The following is a 15308-nucleotide window of genomic DNA, read 5'->3' as shown; positions in this document are numbered from 1 at the left end:
CCGATCACGCGAGGGGCGACGTGGTGGCGATACGTTCCACGGCAGCCGCCAGTTCGCGCACGGTGGGGTGGTCGAAGAACAGCCGGTTGGGCAGGCGTACACCGAGTTGCCGGCGGAGCCGGATCAGCACCTGCGCGGCTTTCAAGGAATGGCCACCCGCTTCGAGGAAAGGGGTGTCGTCATCGAAATCGTCATGCCCGAGTACCTCGGTCCAAGCGACTCTGACCTGGTCGGTCATCGTCGGTGCGGGCATGGACGCGGACGCGCCGGAATGTGCCGCGGCAGGCGGTTCCGGACGTGTTCTCACACCGTCGTCGGTCATAAGGAATTCCCCCGTGTCATCGCGGCTCACGGTTCATCGCCCCGGATACGGCGCAGCCGTGGAACGGCAGCACGCAGGGGCGTGACTGGATGCGCTTTCTCTTCTTGATCCCCCGTGGAAACAGACGCACAACCGGTGGATCAGACCGGTTCGGTCCCCGAGCCGAATGCTCGCCGTAACGGCCAGATTGCCGTTGTCGGAGCGTAGGCAGCAGTCATCGGGCCAGTCAAGGGTCGTTTGTCGGCCACACTCCGTCGTACCTGCTCAGGCCAAATGATCGACCCCTGGCGTCATCAGCCCGCACGCGGGTGCGCGCACCGGCCATCCGTTGGCCGAAAAGCTGGTTGACGGCTGAAAGTTGACGCCCTTACAGTCTGAATCGTTTGTGAACGCAGTAATTCAGCACCGCGTTCGGCGGTGATCTGGATCCGGCGTGACAGGGGGAATCATCTACGCCGCCACGGGGGAGTACGCACCGGCCGATCGGCCGTGTGCACACGTCGACGGAGTCACTTCCGAACTCCGTTGAAAATCATGGGTGTTCGGCCGCCTGACCCGCGGCCGTCGGACCCTTCCGGGCCGTAGCCGGCCATTTCGTTTCACGTTCTACTTTCCTTCGTCCGGTGTCCCTTTCGGCTGCCCGCCGTGCGCGGTCGGGCCACGCGGGGCACCGGTGTTCTCACGAGACGCTCCGGGAAACGTGTTGAGGCATGCGATTCTGGGCGCCGGCGGAGTGGGGCTCGCCCTCGGGGCGGCCCTGGCCCGCGGCGGCCACGACGTCACGCTGGTGATGCGGGAGTCCACCCGGGCCCGCTACTCCGGCGTGATCGACGTCCACAGCAGACTGCGCGGCGACCACTCCGTGCCGGTCCGCGCGGTGGGCCGGCTCGACGAGCCGGTCGACGTCCTGTGGGTGACGGTGAAGGCACCGGCACTCGAGGCCGCCCTGTCCCGGACCGGTCCGGGCCCGCTGCCGGGCGCGGTGGTGCCGTTGCTCAACGGGCTCGACCACCCCGCCCTGCTGCGGGAGCGGTTCGGCGCCCGCCAGATCGTCGGCGCGATCCGCGTCGAGGCGGAGCGGACGGGGCCGGGCCGGGTGACGTGGAACTCCCTGTTCGCCGAGGTCAGCCTGGCGGCGGACGAGGACGCGCCGGCCGTGTGCGCCGGCGTCACCGCGGCCCTCGCGGACGCGGGCATCGGCTGCACCACCGAGCCGGACCCGGCCGGCGTCCTGTGGCGCAAGCTGGTGCTCCTGCTGCCGCTGGCCCTGGCCACCACCGCGGCGGACGGCCCCCTGGGCGCCGTCCGCCGGCAGCCCGGACTGGCGGCGCTGCTGCGCGGCGCGGCGCGCGAGGCCTGTGCCGTCGCGGCGGCCGAGGCCGTCACCGTCGACGAGCCGGAACTGCTGCACACCCTCGCCACCCTGCCCGGCCGGACCGACACCTCCCTGCACCGGGACGTGGCCGCCGGTGTCCGGCCGACCGAACTCGCCGCGCTCACCGAGCCGGTACTGCGCCGCGCCCGGGACCACGACCTGGCCCTGCCGGCGATCACCGAGCTGGCGCGCCGGGCCGCGGATCGGGAACGGCACGCCGAGGCCCCCGCGCCGCACCGATCCACCTACAGCAAGGGAGAAACGTCATGACCGTCGGTTCGGGCGAGAAGCAGGCCGAAACCCTGGAAGCGACGCTGAAGGAGATCCTCGTCGAGGACCTCTTCCTGGACGTGCCCGCGGAGCGCATCGGGGACGACGACGGACTCCAGGACGTCCTGGGGCTGGACTCCCTCGGCTTCGTGGAGCTGCGCGCCCAGTGCGAGCAGCGCTTCGGTGTGACGATCACGGACGCCGAATTCACCCCGGTCCACTTCCGCTCCGTGCGCACGGTCGCCGGCCTGGTGCGCACCCTGCGGGCGGACGCGGCCGGCGAGCACGTGGCGGTCCCCAAGTGAGGACACCGGCCTCCTCCGAGCAGCTGGACGTCTGGCTCGCCTGCCAGCGCGAACCGGAATCCGACCGCTACAACGTCACGGTCGACCTGGAGTTCGTCCCGGGCGTCGACGTACCGGCGCTGCGGGCGGCCCTCGGTGACGTGCTGCGGGCACATCCGGCGCTGCGGAGTTCCTTCTTCACCGAGGGCGGGGAGCTGTGGCGCGGCACCGAGGCGGAGCCGCCCCTGGCCTTCGTCACCGACCGGCTGCCGGGCCGTTACGACCGGGCCGAGGCCCTCGCCCGCGCGGTCGTCGCCGGCCGCGCGCCCTTCGACCTCGGCACGGCGCCCCTGCTGCGGGCGATCCTGCTGACCGGGGAAGGCGGCGCCCTGCTGGCCGTCACGATGCATCACATCGTCTCCGACGGCTGGTCCAGCCGGATCCTCGCCGAGGACCTGGTGGCGGCGTACCGGTCCCGGGCGGCGGGTGAGCCGGGTCCCGCACCGCGCACCGCGCCGGACACCGAGGACCGGAGCGACCCGGAGACCGTCGACCGGACCGGCACCGGCACCGGCACCGGCACCGGCACGGATGCCGACGCGGAGGCGGAGGCCGAGGCCGTGGCCGAGGCCGAGGAGTACTGGGCCACGGTCCTGCACGACGCCCCCGCCTCCCTCGCGCCGCCGCACGACCTGGTGCCCGAGGACGGCTTTCCCGGGCCATCGGGCCGGGTGGAGGTGCGGCTGCCGGACGAGGTCGCCTCGGGCGTCCAGGCCCTGGCCGCGGCCGGGCGCGGCTCCCCCGCCGTGGTGGTCCTGGCGGCCTGGTCAGTGCTGCTGCACGCGTGGGCGGGCGAGTCCGAGGGCGTCCTCGGCATGGTGTTCGCCGGCCGCCGGGACGCCGACGCCGAGCGCGTCGACCTGTTCAGCCGGGTCCTGCCGCTCCGCGACCGGCTGGACCCCGGGGACCGCTTCACGGACGTGACCGCCCGGCTGCGCGAGCGGATGCTCGACGCGATGGAGCACGCCCATCTGCCGGTGCGGCGGCTGCGCGAGATCCGCAGCGAGCGGTCGGACGGCCCGGGCGCCGAGCGCACGGCGTTCATGTACACGCCCGCCTACGAGGACGAGTGGCGGGCCGGCGAGGTCACCGTCCGCCGTTTCGACCATCCGGACGAGACGACGAAGTACGAGTTCTCGGTCAACGTGCTGGAGGGCTCGGCCGGCACCCGGCTGTGCGTGTACTACGACACCGCCCGCTACCGCCGCGCCACCGCCGAGCTGTTCACCGAGGAGCTGCGCGAGCTGCTGGCCCGCGCGGTGGCCGCCCCGGACACCTCCTGCGGCGATCTGCTCGCCGAGTGCGACCCGGGCCTGTCCCGCGTCGCCGCGCACGGCGCGCCCGCCACCGCGCCGGCGCCCGGCATCCCCGCGCTGGTCCTGCGGCACGCGGCCGACCGCCCGGACGCGGTCGCCGTACGCCACGGCGACCGGGTCCTCACCTACGGCGAACTCGGCGCCCGCGCCGGGGAACTGGCCGGCCGGCTGCACGAGCGGGGCGTCGGGCCCGGCGACACCGTGGCCCTGCTCCTCCCCCCCGGCCTCGACACCCCGGTGTTCTGGCTGGCCTGCGCCCTGGCCGGGGCCGCCTACCTGCCGCTCGACCCGGCCTACCCCGAGGCCCAGCTCCAGCTGATCGTGGACGACGCCCGCCCGGCCGTCCTCGTCGTCGACCCGGACTGCGGGCACACCCTCGACGTGCCCCGCGACACGGCCGTACGGCTGGACGAGGTACCGGCGCGGACGGGTGGCCCGGCCGCGCCCGAGATCCCGTACGACGAGGCGTCAACGCTGTGCGTGCTCTACACCTCCGGTACGACCGGCCGGCCCAAGGGCGTCGTCCTGCCGCACCGCGGGCTGGCCCGGCTCCTCCAGCGGCCCGACTTCATCCCGCTGGACGAGACGGACGTGGTCGCGCAGCTGTGCCCGCTCAACTTCGACGGCGCCAGCTACGAGATCTGGGGCGCGCTGACGCACGGCGCCGAACTGGTCGTGCTCGACAAGCACCTGGTGCTCAGTCCCCGGGAGATGCGCGCGGTCGTCCGCGCGCGGGGGGTGACGACCCTGCTGGTGACGACACCGCTGCTCAACCGGATCATCGAGGACGCCCCGGACACGCTCCAGTCGCTGCGGCGCGTCTACTTCGGCGGTGAGCTGATCTCCGCGCGGCACATGCGCCGCGCCCTGCGCTGGAGCCGTCCCGGGGTGCTGCTGCACAGCTACGGCCCCACCGAGAACTCCTTCACCTCGACATGGTTCGCGATCACCGATGTCACGGCGGACGCCCGCACCGTCCCCATCGGCCGTCCGGTGCCCGGCACCGAGGTGCGGGTGGTGCAGGAGGGCGGCACCCGGCCGGTCCCGCGCGGTGTGCCCGGTGAACTCCTGCTGGGCGGTGCGGGCCTGGCCGACGGCTACCTGAACGCGCCGGAACTGACCGCCGGCCGCTTCGTCACCGACGGCACCACCCGGCTGTACCGCACCGGCGACCGGGTGCGGTGGACGCCGGACGGACTGCTGGAGTTCATCGGCCGCAACGACAACCAGGTCAAGATCCGCAGTCAGCGCGTCGAACTCGGCGAGGTGGAGGCCGTGCTGGACGCCCATCCGGCCGTCGAGTCGGTCTTCGTCACCACCCGTGTCAACGGGCGCGGCGAGAAGGAGATCGTCGCCTACGCGGTCGCCGCGCCCGGCACGGACGCCGACGTGCTCGGCCGGCACGCCAAGCTGCGGCTGCCCGCCTTCGCCGTTCCGAGCCACCTGGTGCTCGTGGACGAGCTGCCGCTCACCCCGACCGGCAAGATCGACCGGCGCCGGCTGCCGGACGTGGACCGAGGGGGACACGCCCTGAGGCCCGCCCCCGCCGCCCCGGCCCCGGCCGCCCCGGCCGCGGCTCCCGGCCCCGCCTCCCTCCTGGACGGCGTACGGGCGGCCTGGCGGGCGGTGCTGGGGCACGACGGTTTCGGTTCCGACCGCAACTTCTTCGACGCGGGCGGCCATTCGCTGCTGCTGGTGAAGCTGCGCGAACAGCTGAGGCTGGCGACCGGCGCCGACGTCCCGGTCATCGACCTGCTGCGGCACGTCACCGTCCAGGACCAGGCCCGGCTGATCGCCACCGCCCACCGGCCCACGGCCGTCCCGGCGACCGTGCCCGCCGAGGCGGCCGTACGGCGGCAGCCCACGCCGCGCACGCCTCCCGCGTACGCGGCACCGCAGCGGCGGCCCGGGACGGACGGGGTCGGACACCACGTCCTCGCCCTGTCCGCCGTCACCGCTCAGGCCCTCGTCACGGCCCGGGAGCGGCTGGCCGCTCACCTGGAGGCGGACCCGCGGGTGGCACTGGCTGACGTCGCGCACACCCTGGACCGGGGCCGGGAGCGGTTCGCGCACCGGTTCGCCGTGGTGGTGACCGGCCGGGAACAGGCGGTGCGGGCCCTGCGCGACGGTGCCGGCCACCCGGCCGCGCCGCCCGTCCCGGGACCGGCCCCCGCCGTGGTGTTCGCGTTCACGGAAGCCGGCGCCGGCACCACCGATGCCCTCGCGCGGCAGGTGGGCCTCGCCGGCCGGTTCGCCCGGTGGGGGGTGACCCCGGCGGCGGTGCTCGGCGCGGGCCCGGGCCGGATCGCGGCGGCCGTGGTGAGCGGGGCCCTCGGGGCCGAGGAGGGCCGCCGGTACGCGGCCGACGCGTCCGGGACCGTACCCCTGCCCGGCCGCCCCGGCGTGCTGTGGAGCACCGCGCTCGGCCCGGTCACCCCCGGCGGGCCCGCCCCGCGACAGGCGCACCTGGCCACCGAGGCCGAGCCCGCCAAGCTGCTCCAGGTCGCCCGCGACCAGCTCGGCGAGGTGGCCGTCCTGGAGCTGCCGGCGACGGACCTGGACGACGAAGCCCTGCTCAGGGCCCTCGCGGCGCTGTGGTGCCAGGGCGTCGGGGCGCGGCTGACCCCGGACGGTCCGGCCCGCCGGCTGCGGCTGCCCGGCCACCCCCTGTCCTGGGCGCCCGCCGCCCGCGCCGACCACTCGTGAACATCCCCGAAGGAAGGTCCGCATGCCGCACGTACGTGGCGAAGCCGCCGTTCTCGTCGAGCCCGGGCGTCTGGAGGTGGCGGACGTCGCCTTCCGGGAGCTGTCCGAGGACGAGGTGCTGGTCCGCAACACCGTGGCCGCCATCTGCGGCAGCGATGTGCACCGGGTGCGCGCCGAGTCCCCGTTCTTCCGGGACATGCGGGACCACCCCTACCCCTGCCCGGCGGGGTATCCGGGGCACGAGGGCGTCGGTCAGGTCGTGGAGAGCCGGTCGGCGCGGTTCGCGCCGGGCGACCTCGTGCTGACCGTGCCGAACCACGCCTACATGGCGTCGTTCGCGCGCTACCAGACCATCGCCGACCGGTTCCTGCTGCCGCTGGCGGACACCGGCTCGCCGACGGTCCATCTGATGGCGCAGCAGCTCGGGACCGTCGTGTTCGCGCTGAAGCGGTTCTGGCCGGAGCCTGTGCCCGAGGGCCGGACGGCCGCCGTCGTCGGCGTCGGCTCGGCCGGCCTGCTGTTCCTCCAGATGCTCAAGCACCGCGGCTTCGAGCGGGTCGTCGCGGTCGACCTGGAACCGGGCCGGCTGGCCGTGGCGCGCGCGCTCGGCGCGGACGCCACCGCGCACGTCCCCGGGCGGAGCGCCGAGGAGGTCGTCATGGAGCTGACCGGCGGCGCGGGCGCCGACCTGGTGATCGAGGCGGCCGGCACCGACGGGGCGCGCGAGCACGCGATGCGGATGGTCGGGCAGCGGGGCCGGCTGGGTTTCTTCGGCATGCCCGAGGACTACGACATGCGCATCCCGTACGCCCATCTCTTCGTGCGCAACGCGCAGTTGATCCACGCGGTGGGCGGCGCCCAGCTGGAGCCGGGGCTCGCCTCCTTCCGCACGGCCCTGGACCTGATCGGGAGCGGCTCGATCCACGTCGACGACCACATCACCCACACCTTCGACATCAAGAACATCGCCGACGCCTTCGACCTGGCGCACCACCGCGGGGACGGGGTCGTCAAGGTCGCGCTCACCTTCGACTGAGGCAGGGTCGCATGTCTGAACTCTCCAAGCGCTCCGACCCGGTGGCCGTCATCGGCGTGGGCGGGCGCTTCGCCGAGGCGCCCGACGTCGAGGCGTTCTGGGACAACCTCGTCGCGGGCCGCGACTGCTTCCGGCGGGAGCCGGTGCCGGTCGTGGAGGACCTGGGCGGGGACCGGCTGCGCGTCCACTCCTGGGGGCTCGCGCCGCACCGGGACCGCTACGACAGCGCGCTCGTCGGCGTCGAGGGCCTGGACCCGCAGCACGGCATCCTCCAGGAGTCGCTGTGGCAGGCGGCGGAGGACGCCGGGGTGCGGCTGTCGGCGATCGCCGACCGGACCGCCGTGTACGCGGGCTGTGCCCGCACCAAGCACGTGCCGCGGGCCGCCTTCGACGACGTGGTGCACGTCGACCCGACGTTCGCCGGACCCTACTTCTCCTACCTCCAGGACCTGTGGGGCGAGTCGCTGATGCTGGACTCGGCGTGCGCCACCTCGGCCGTCGCCGTCCATCTGGCCTGCCAGAGCCTGCGGGCGCACAGCTGTGACTACGCCCTGGCCGGGGCGGTGGCCGTCCAGGAGGACGCCGACGGCACCTATCTGCGCACCCCGCGCAGCATCTACTCCACCGAGGGCATCGTGCGCCCCTTCGACCGCCGGCACAACGGCGTGGTCCCGGGTGACGGTTCCGGGGCCGTCCTGCTGCGCCGGCTCGACGACGCGCTGCGCGACGGCGATCCCGTGTACGCCGTCATCCGGGGCAGCGCCGTCACCAACGACGGCCGTGCCAAGCCCGGTTTCGTCATCCCCGGTGTCGACGGCAAGGTCCGCGCGGTGCGCCGGGCCCTGGAGGCGGCGGGCCTGACCGGGACCGACGTCGACTACGTCGAGACGCACGGGGTCGGCATCCCGCTGAACGACCAGATCGAGGCGACCGCCCTGATCGAGGGGCTCGGCACCGAGGGCGAGCCGGTGGCGGTGGGCTCGGTGAAGGCCTCCGTCGGCCACTGCGACACCGCGGCCGGCATGGCGGCCCTGATCAAGACCTGCCTCGCGATGGACCGCGGCTTCCTGCCCGCGACCCCCAACACCGAGGACCCGATCGAGGAGTTCACCGGGCGCGGCGCGCGTTTCGGCATCCTCCCCGAGGGCCGTCCCTGGCCCGCGCACGGCCGCCCCCGCACGGCCGGCCTGATGTCGGCCGGCGTGGGCGGCACCAACGCCTTCCTCGTCCTGGAGGAAGCACCGTCGCTCTGACGGCCCCCCGTTCCCGCACCCAGTCACAGCAAGGAGCACCCATGTCCGTCAACGCCGACCTCTACATCGAGGTCAAGGACTTCTACGCCCGCCAGATGCGCGTCCTGGACGACCTGGACATCGAGCGGTTCACGGCCACCTTCACCGAGGACGGTTCGGTCGCCCACCCGCACCGCGGGGAGAAGGTGGAGGGCCGCGAGGCGATGCGCGCCAAGATGAAGAGCATGCTCCCGATGTACGAGGGGCTGGTCACCCGGCACTGGTTCGACCACTTCCTGATCGAGCCGGCCGGGGACGACGGCCTGCGCGTCACCTACTACTCGCTGGTGACCCAGACCGACACCGAGGAACAGATGCGCTTCTTCTCCTCCTCCAGCGTCGAGGACCGCATGGTGCGCGTCGACGGTGAACTGCGCATCCGGGAGCGGGTCATCCACCGCGACAACCCCGAGCACGGCCGCGTCATCTGACGATCCGCCGCCCGAGCGGGCCTGAACGAAGGAGGGCAGAGCAGATGGCAGAGTCCTGGGAGCTGCCGCCGGCCGCGTGGAACGACACGGCACGGCCGTTCGAGGACCGGGTGAGCCTGGTCGACCTGATCGAGCGGCGCGTACGGGAGAACCCGGACGCCCCGGCCGTCCGCCTCGGGGAGGGGGAGGTCAGGACGTACGGGCAGCTGTGGGACGACTCCGGTCTGCTCGCCCGTTTCCTGCGCGGCCGGGGCGCGGGCCCGGGCGCTTTCGTCGGCATCCTGCACGAGAACTCGTACGACAGTGTGCGGGCGGTCCTCGGGGTGCTGCGCACCGGCGCCGCCTACGTACCGCTGGACGCGCGCTGGCCGGCCGGGCGGATCGCCGCGCCCGTGCGCCGGCTGGGCATCGGCTGGATCGTCACCGGACACGCCCTGGCGCGCCGCGCGGAGGAGGCCGGGCTCCTCGCGGGCACCGGGCTCCGGCTGGTCTGCACGGATCTGCGGGCCCCGGCCCCCGACCCGCTGGACACGGAGGCGGTGGGACTGCTGTGGGACACCGTCGCCGAGGACGAGGACCAGGCACGCGCCTCGGGCTTCAACCGGAACCCGGCCGACGGCGTCTCCGACGCGCAGATCGGGACGTACGTCGCGCGGGTGCGTGACCTGGTGCTGTCGGTGGCGGACCGGCCCCGGGTCGTCGAGGTGGGCTGCGGTGCCGGTCTGATCGCCTGCGCCCTGCGGGACCGGGCCGCCGCCTACACGGGCGTCGACGTGTCGTCCGTGGCGCTCGAGCGGGCGGACCGGGAGTACGGCGGGGGTGCCCGGTTCGTGCGGGCCGCCGCCGACGGGCTCGGTGACGTCGTGCCGCCGGCGGGCGCCGATGTGGTGGTGCTGGCCAGCGTCGCGCAGTTCTTCCCGGGGTTCGAGTACCTGCGGTCCGTGCTGCGGGACGCGCTGGGCGCGCTGGCGCCCGGCGGGGCGGTGGTCCTGGCCGACCTGGAGGAACCGGGTGAGGGCGGGGACCCGGGTCATCTGCGGGTGCCCGCCGACTGGTTCGGCGCCCTGACCGCCCGGCTCGGGGTGCCGGTGCGGGCGGAGATCCACCGCCGCGGGGGCGGCGACTGGCCTGCGGTACTGCGGGACCGCTACGACGTCGTCCTGCGTCCGGCACCGGCGGCGGCCGCGGAGCCGTACGCGCCGGTGATCAGCACATGGAGCGACGTGGAGGCCGCCCGCGATCTGCCGCTGCCGGCCGGGCCCGGCGCCGGTGACACCGCGTACGTCATCTTCACCTCGGGTTCCACCGGTGTGCCCAAGGGCGTCTCGGTGCGCCACCGCAGCGCCGTGAACGTCGTCCAGTGGGTCAACGAGACGTACGCGGTCGGGCCGGACGACTGTCTGCTGTGGGTGACCGCGCTGACCTTCGACCTGTCGGTGTACGACCTGCTGGGTGTCCTGGCGGCGGGCGCCTGCCTGCGCGTCGTCCCGGCGGCCGAACTCTCCGACGGCGAGCGGCTCATGGAGATCATGCTGCGGGAACCGGTCACCTTCTGGGACTCGGCGCCGGCCGCGCTGAGCATGGTGATGTCCTTCGCCGAGGACCCCCCGCGGGACGCCCCGCCGCCCCGTCTGCGGCTGGTCTTCCTCAGCGGCGACTGGGTACCGCTGACCCTTCCCGACCGGGTCCGGGACCGCTTCCCCGGGGCCCGTGTCGTGGCGCTGGGCGGCGCGACGGAGGCGACGATCTGGTCCAACCACTTCGACGTCGGCGCGATCGACCCGCAGTGGACCAGCGTGCCGTACGGCAGGCCGATCCAGAACGCCCGCTACTACGTCCTGGACGAGGACCGCAAGCCGCTGCCGGTCGGTGTGGAGGGCGACCTGTACATCGCGGGTGTGGCCGTGGCCGACGGGTACGTGGGCGAACCGGAGCTGACGGCCGCGAAGTTCACGGCCGACACGGTCAGCGGTCTGGCGGGCGAGCGGATGTACGCCACCGGCGACCGGGCCCTGTGGCGCGCCGACGGCAACCTGGAGTTCCGGGGCCGCCGGGACGACCAGGTCAAGGTGCGCGGCTACCGGATCGAGCTGGGCGAGGTGCTGGCCGCGCTGCGGCGGGTGCCGGGGGTGGTGGACTGCGCGGTCACCACGCTGCGCGGTGAGGACGGCCCGCAGATCGTGGCGGCCGTGGCCACCGGGGCGGCGGAGCGGGAGCTGTCCGGCGGGTCGGTCCGCCGCCGTCTCGCCGGCGTCCTGCCGAGCTACATGCTGCCCGAGCATGTGCTCGTCCTGCCGGCCCTGCCGGTCGGTCCCACCGGCAAGGTGGACCGCGACCGGCTGGCCCGGCTGGCGGCGCGCCCCCGGGGACGCGGGCCGCGCTGACCGCGCGGGCGCCCGGTGGTCCGGCCGGACCACCGGGCGTCCGCGGGCTGCTCTCCGCCCGGCTAGCCGCGCACGCCGAGCTTCCACACCATCGCCGCGACGGCGTCGCTGTTGACGTCGAGGGCGTGCCGGTCGATGTTGGCGGGGGTGTCGCAGGCCAGGTGGTAGCAGGCGTCCATGGCCCGGCCGGCGGTCCCGCCCCACTTCGCGGCCTGCTCCGGGGTCTTGATCTCGGCGGACCCGGTGAAGATGCCGCCCACCGGGACGCCCTTGGCGAGGAACGGCTCGTGGTCGCTGCGGCCGTTGAGCGCGGTGGCGGGCTCGGTGGGGATGCCCTTGGCGTCGAAGAAGGCCTTGAAGTGCCGGGCGACCTCGGGGCTCTGGTCGTAGACGAAGTACCCGGGGTTGGGTGAGCCGATCATGTCGAAGTTCAGGTAGGCGCTGATCCTGGACAGTTCGGCGGGCGGCAGGCTGTTCACGTAGTGCGTGGAACCGATGTAGGTCTCCTCCTCGGTTCCCCAGAAGGCGAACCGGAGGTGCTGGGCGGGGGCGGCCTTCCTCGCGGAGACCGTCAGCGCCGTCTCCAGGATGGCGCCGACGCTGGAGCCGTTGTCGTTGATTCCGGGGCCGGTGTCCACCGAGTCGAGGTGCGCACCGACCATGAGCACCTTTCCGGAACGTCCGCCGTGCGGCCAGTCGGCGATCAGATTCCAGCTTTTCTTCCCGCCGAACTCGAATTGCTGGAGGGCGGTTCTGTATCCGGCGGCTTCCAGTTTCCCCCGGACGTATGCAACGGATGCCTGATAACCGGCCGTGCCGTGGGCCCGGTTGCCGTGGTGGGCGTCGGAGATCTTCTGGAGCGCGTCGAGGTGCCGCATCACCCCGGTGACGGAGATGTCGGGCGCATCACCTGCCTGAGCAGGCTCTTCGGCGTGCACACCGGCCGTTGTCAGAAGCAGCACGGACAGGGTGGAGGCTGCGATGACGGCAGGACGCACGGATGTGAGAGACACTGCGCTTTTCCCCTTTGCGGTGCGGGTGCGTGATATTCCGGATCAGGGGATCCCCCGTGATCGACCCGAATATTTCACGGCGCCCGGCCGGACGTCATCGCCTTTTCCATCGCCTTCACAAACGGAATCCACGGGACGCCCTTTTCCCGCCAGGGTGATATCCCTCGAATTTCTGCCCGGATGCGCGCAGGAATCACGCGCGGCGGCCACGGCGGCAGCGGAAGAGGACGGGAATTCCTGGCGTGTTTCCTACGCCCGGTCCGCCCGCCCTCTGTGCCGCCGCGCGGTGGGTCCGCTCAGTGCTTCCGCCAGGGCGTCCAGTCCCCCAGCCAGGCCGCCCCGGTCGCCGACGCGGCCTGCTCCCGGGTGAGCTGGGGACGGTTCTCCGGGACCGTGATCACCGCGCCCGGGCCCCGGTTCCGGTACTCGGCGAACCGCTGCCGCTGCCAGGGGTGGGCGGCCGACATGTCGGTGTAGGGGGCGGCCGTGTCGATGCCCGCGCCGAGCCAGGTCTCGCGGACGGTGAGCATCGGGCGGGCGGTCGGGTCGGAGCTGGGCACCCAGGGACGGGCCAGCTTGTAGGAGCCGTCCGGGGCCTCGCTGGTGATCCGCCCGCCGAGGACCAGGTAACCGCGCGGGTCGACGGCGGCCGTGGAGGGCGCGAGGACGAAGCCGTACGGGGCTGCCGCGAGGTCGGTGCGGTCCAGGGTGCGGAAGTGGCATTCCTCGTAGACGGCGGTGGCCCGGCCGAAGACGAAGTCGACGTCGCCCTCGATGTGGCAGTGCGCGTAGTACTGGCGGGCGAGGACGCCGAGGGCGGCGGAGTCGGCGTACAGCGTGTCCTGGTGGCCGAGGAAGCGGCAGTGCAGGAAGGCGCCGCGGTCGCCCTGCACCTTGGCGGCGACGGCCTGGGTGCCGGTGATGTCCGGGTGGGCGGCGCGCAGCCAGTCGTTGGCGAAGGTGATCCAGCGGGCGGTGAAGCCGTCGGCCCGGACGGTCGTCGTCGCGGAGCCGGAGGTGCCGTAGGTGCCGCCGCCCGGCTTGGGGGTGCCGGCCGCGTTGTCGTACACGATCACGACGTCGCGGGGATTCTCCGAGGCGCCGATCCACGTCATCTCCGTGCGGCCTGCGTCGACGGTGACCGTCTCCCGGTAGGTGCCGGGCGCGATGACCAGGGTCCGTCCGCTGCCGGTGGCGGCGGTCACCGCGGCCTGGACGGCGGTGAAGTCGCCCCGGCCGCGCGGGTCGACGTACAGGGTGTCCGGGGTGAGGCGGCGGGCCGGGGTTCCGTAGCGGCCGAACGGGCGCGGGACGGCGGCGGCCCGGGCGGGGGCGGACGTGAGGCCGGGCGCGGCGGCGGCCACGGCGCCCGCGGTGAGGAAGTCCCGTCGGGACAGGGGCATGGATGTGCTCCTTCGGATGCGGCTCGGCCGGGGAGCCGGGGTCGGGGCCGGGCCCGGCCCCCCGGGGGGTGTCAGCGCAGGCGTCCGGCGCCCGCGCGGTGGTCGACGCGTGCGGGCACGGCGTGCGGCCGGTCCACCCGGGTGCGCAGGACCGGCGTCCAGCCGGCCCCGGACCGCAGGATCTCGCCGGGCACCTGGGCGTTGTGGGCGGCGACGAGGTCCACCGGCGCGCCGTTGACGTAGTTGTCGGCGGCGGTGACCGGCGCGTCCTTCCACTTCTTCAGCACCGACCCGGCCGTGGCGCCGTCCGGCAGGGTGAACGCGTTGTGCTCGGCGACGAGCTGCGACTCGATGCCGATGCCGTAGCTGTAGGAGTAGCCGTCGCCGGCGACGAAGTGGTTGTTGTACGAGTCCACCTGCCCGAAGCGGACGCGCGGGGCCCGCTCGACCAGGTCGCGGAACAGGTTGTGGTGGAAGGTGACCTTGAGGTGCCCCCGGTCGACGGCGGCCGTGGCGGCGCTGTCGCTGTTGCCGATGAGGATCGTCTTGTCGTGGTCCTCGAAGACGTTCCAGGAGGCGGTGACGTAGTCGGCTCCCTTGACGATGTCCAGCTCGCCGTCGTGCTGTTCGTAGATCCGGCCGTAGTAGGACGGCAGGGTGCTGTCGGGGTGATCACCGTCGGTGAAGGTGTCGTGGTCGATCCACACATGGGCCGACCCGTGGACAACGGCACTGTCGTACTCGGAGTTCCAGTTGCCGTCCGCGGTGTCGGTCGGGTCCCACTGCGGGAAGCAGTCGAGGGGGCTCTCGAAGGCCAGATTGCGGACGATGACGTTGTCGGCGTCCTTGATCTGGAGGCTGGCGCCCTGGAAGCCGGCGTCGCGGCCGATGCCGACGATCGTCGTGTTGGCGGGGACGGCGGCCTCGATGAAGGCGTCCTGGCGGGCCGCGGAGGCGCGGCGCAGGCCCTCGGGGCTGTCGTCGGGCTCGTCGTCGAGGGTGCGCGCCCGCCCCCAGACCGCCGGGTCGTAGGTCTTCAGATAGGTGGCGAGGTCGTAGCCGGGGACGGCGAACGAGTCGCAGCCCGGCCCGTCGGCGTCGATCGTCCCCTTCACCCGGACGATCTTCGGTGCGCCGCCGCCGTCGGCGAGGGCGGCCTTGAACTGCTCCCAGGTGCTGACGGTGTAGAGGTGCGCGGGGTCGGCGGCGGCCCCGCCGGTGGTGCCGGTGCCGTAGGACGCCCAGCCGTCCCGGGCGGGCAGGACCTGGCGCTCCGGGCCGGTGCGGTGGCCGGCGGCGGTGCCGGACGCGGCGGCGGTGCCGGTGAGGGACAGCACGAGGGCCGTGCATCCGGCCAGCGCTGCTATGACACGTCCATGACATTTCAGTGTACGCATGGTGCGGCTCTCCTCGATG

Annotated in this window: 11 protein-coding genes; 7 read left to right on the top strand and 4 right to left on the bottom strand. The window is 73.5% G+C overall.

Annotation, left to right across the window (positions count from 1 at the left end; translation table 11 throughout):
• Positions 1-4: 4 nt before the first annotated feature.
• Complete coding sequence (locus AB0F03_RS22855; RefSeq protein WP_361994969.1) at positions 5-322, bottom strand: acyl carrier protein; 318 nt, start codon at positions 320-322, stop codon at positions 5-7.
• A gap of 703 nt (positions 323-1025) precedes the next feature.
• Between AB0F03_RS22855 and AB0F03_RS22850 the strand changes: the two genes are divergently transcribed.
• The 7 genes from AB0F03_RS22850 to AB0F03_RS22820 are packed head-to-tail and all read left to right on the top strand — an operon-like array spanning position 1026 to position 11476.
• Positions 1026-1967 (top strand): 2-dehydropantoate 2-reductase, encoded by a 942-nt coding sequence (locus tag AB0F03_RS22850; protein WP_361994967.1) that lies wholly within the window; start codon positions 1026-1028, stop codon positions 1965-1967.
• Positions 1964-2272 carry an acyl carrier protein gene (locus AB0F03_RS22845; protein WP_361994964.1) on the top strand — a complete coding sequence of 103 codons (309 nt, stop codon included), beginning with the start codon at positions 1964-1966 and terminating at the stop codon, positions 2270-2272. Before AB0F03_RS22850 ends, AB0F03_RS22845 begins: the two co-directional genes overlap by 4 nt.
• Entirely contained in the window at positions 2269-6333 is a 4065-nt protein-coding gene (locus tag AB0F03_RS22840; RefSeq protein WP_361994961.1) for an amino acid adenylation domain-containing protein, read from the top strand. Before AB0F03_RS22845 ends, AB0F03_RS22840 begins: the two co-directional genes overlap by 4 nt.
• A 22-nt stretch (positions 6334-6355) precedes the next feature.
• Entirely contained in the window at positions 6356-7369 is a 1014-nt protein-coding gene (locus AB0F03_RS22835) for a zinc-binding dehydrogenase (protein ID WP_361994958.1), read from the top strand.
• A gap of 11 nt (positions 7370-7380) precedes the next feature.
• Positions 7381-8622 carry a polyketide synthase gene (locus AB0F03_RS22830; RefSeq protein ID WP_361994955.1) on the top strand — a complete coding sequence of 414 codons (1242 nt, stop codon included), beginning with the start codon at positions 7381-7383 and terminating at the stop codon, positions 8620-8622.
• 41 nt (positions 8623-8663) lie between these two features.
• A complete protein-coding gene (locus AB0F03_RS22825) occupies positions 8664-9092 on the top strand; it encodes a nuclear transport factor 2 family protein (protein ID WP_361994952.1) in 429 nt (142 codons plus the stop codon).
• Between the two features lie 44 nt (positions 9093-9136).
• Complete coding sequence (locus tag AB0F03_RS22820) at positions 9137-11476, top strand: amino acid adenylation domain-containing protein (protein ID WP_361994949.1); 2340 nt, start codon at positions 9137-9139, stop codon at positions 11474-11476.
• A gap of 62 nt (positions 11477-11538) precedes the next feature.
• On the opposite strand, the gene AB0F03_RS22815 is transcribed toward AB0F03_RS22820, so the two are convergent.
• The 3 genes from AB0F03_RS22815 to AB0F03_RS22805 form a co-directional block, all read right to left on the bottom strand.
• Positions 11539-12438 carry a M28 family metallopeptidase gene (locus AB0F03_RS22815; RefSeq protein ID WP_361994946.1) on the bottom strand — a complete coding sequence of 300 codons (900 nt, stop codon included), beginning with the start codon at positions 12436-12438 and terminating at the stop codon, positions 11539-11541.
• A 347-nt stretch (positions 12439-12785) separates the two neighbouring features.
• On the bottom strand, positions 12786-13892 hold the full coding sequence (locus AB0F03_RS22810; protein ID WP_361994943.1) for a pectinesterase family protein: 1107 nt from the start codon (positions 13890-13892) through the stop codon (positions 12786-12788).
• Between the two features lie 71 nt (positions 13893-13963).
• A complete protein-coding gene (locus tag AB0F03_RS22805; protein ID WP_361994940.1) occupies positions 13964-15289 on the bottom strand; it encodes a pectate lyase in 1326 nt (441 codons plus the stop codon).
• Between the last annotated feature and the right edge of the window lie 19 nt (positions 15290-15308).

This window comes from Streptomyces sp. NPDC028722, from assembly GCF_040637655.1.
Taxonomy (GTDB): domain Bacteria; phylum Actinomycetota; class Actinomycetes; order Streptomycetales; family Streptomycetaceae; genus Streptomyces.
This window is presented reverse-complemented; position numbering and strand designations above follow the sequence as displayed.

Bases quoted from the DNA above. Each gene is read 5' to 3' on its own strand.
- AB0F03_RS22855 (WP_361994969.1), bottom strand. From the start codon at position 322: ATGACCGACGACGGTGTGAGAACACGTCCGGAACCGCCTGCCGCGGCA.
- AB0F03_RS22845 (WP_361994964.1), top strand. From the start codon at position 1,964: ATGACCGTCGGTTCGGGCGAGAAGCAGGCCGAAACCCTGGAAGCGACG.
- AB0F03_RS22835 (WP_361994958.1), top strand. From the start codon at position 6,356: ATGCCGCACGTACGTGGCGAAGCCGCCGTTCTCGTCGAGCCCGGGCGT.
- AB0F03_RS22830 (WP_361994955.1), top strand. From the start codon at position 7,381: ATGTCTGAACTCTCCAAGCGCTCCGACCCGGTGGCCGTCATCGGCGTG.
- AB0F03_RS22825 (WP_361994952.1), top strand. From the start codon at position 8,664: ATGTCCGTCAACGCCGACCTCTACATCGAGGTCAAGGACTTCTACGCC.
- AB0F03_RS22820 (WP_361994949.1), top strand. From the start codon at position 9,137: ATGGCAGAGTCCTGGGAGCTGCCGCCGGCCGCGTGGAACGACACGGCA.
- AB0F03_RS22810 (WP_361994943.1), bottom strand. From the start codon at position 13,892: ATGCCCCTGTCCCGACGGGACTTCCTCACCGCGGGCGCCGTGGCCGCC.
- AB0F03_RS22805 (WP_361994940.1), bottom strand. From the start codon at position 15,289: ATGCGTACACTGAAATGTCATGGACGTGTCATAGCAGCGCTGGCCGGA.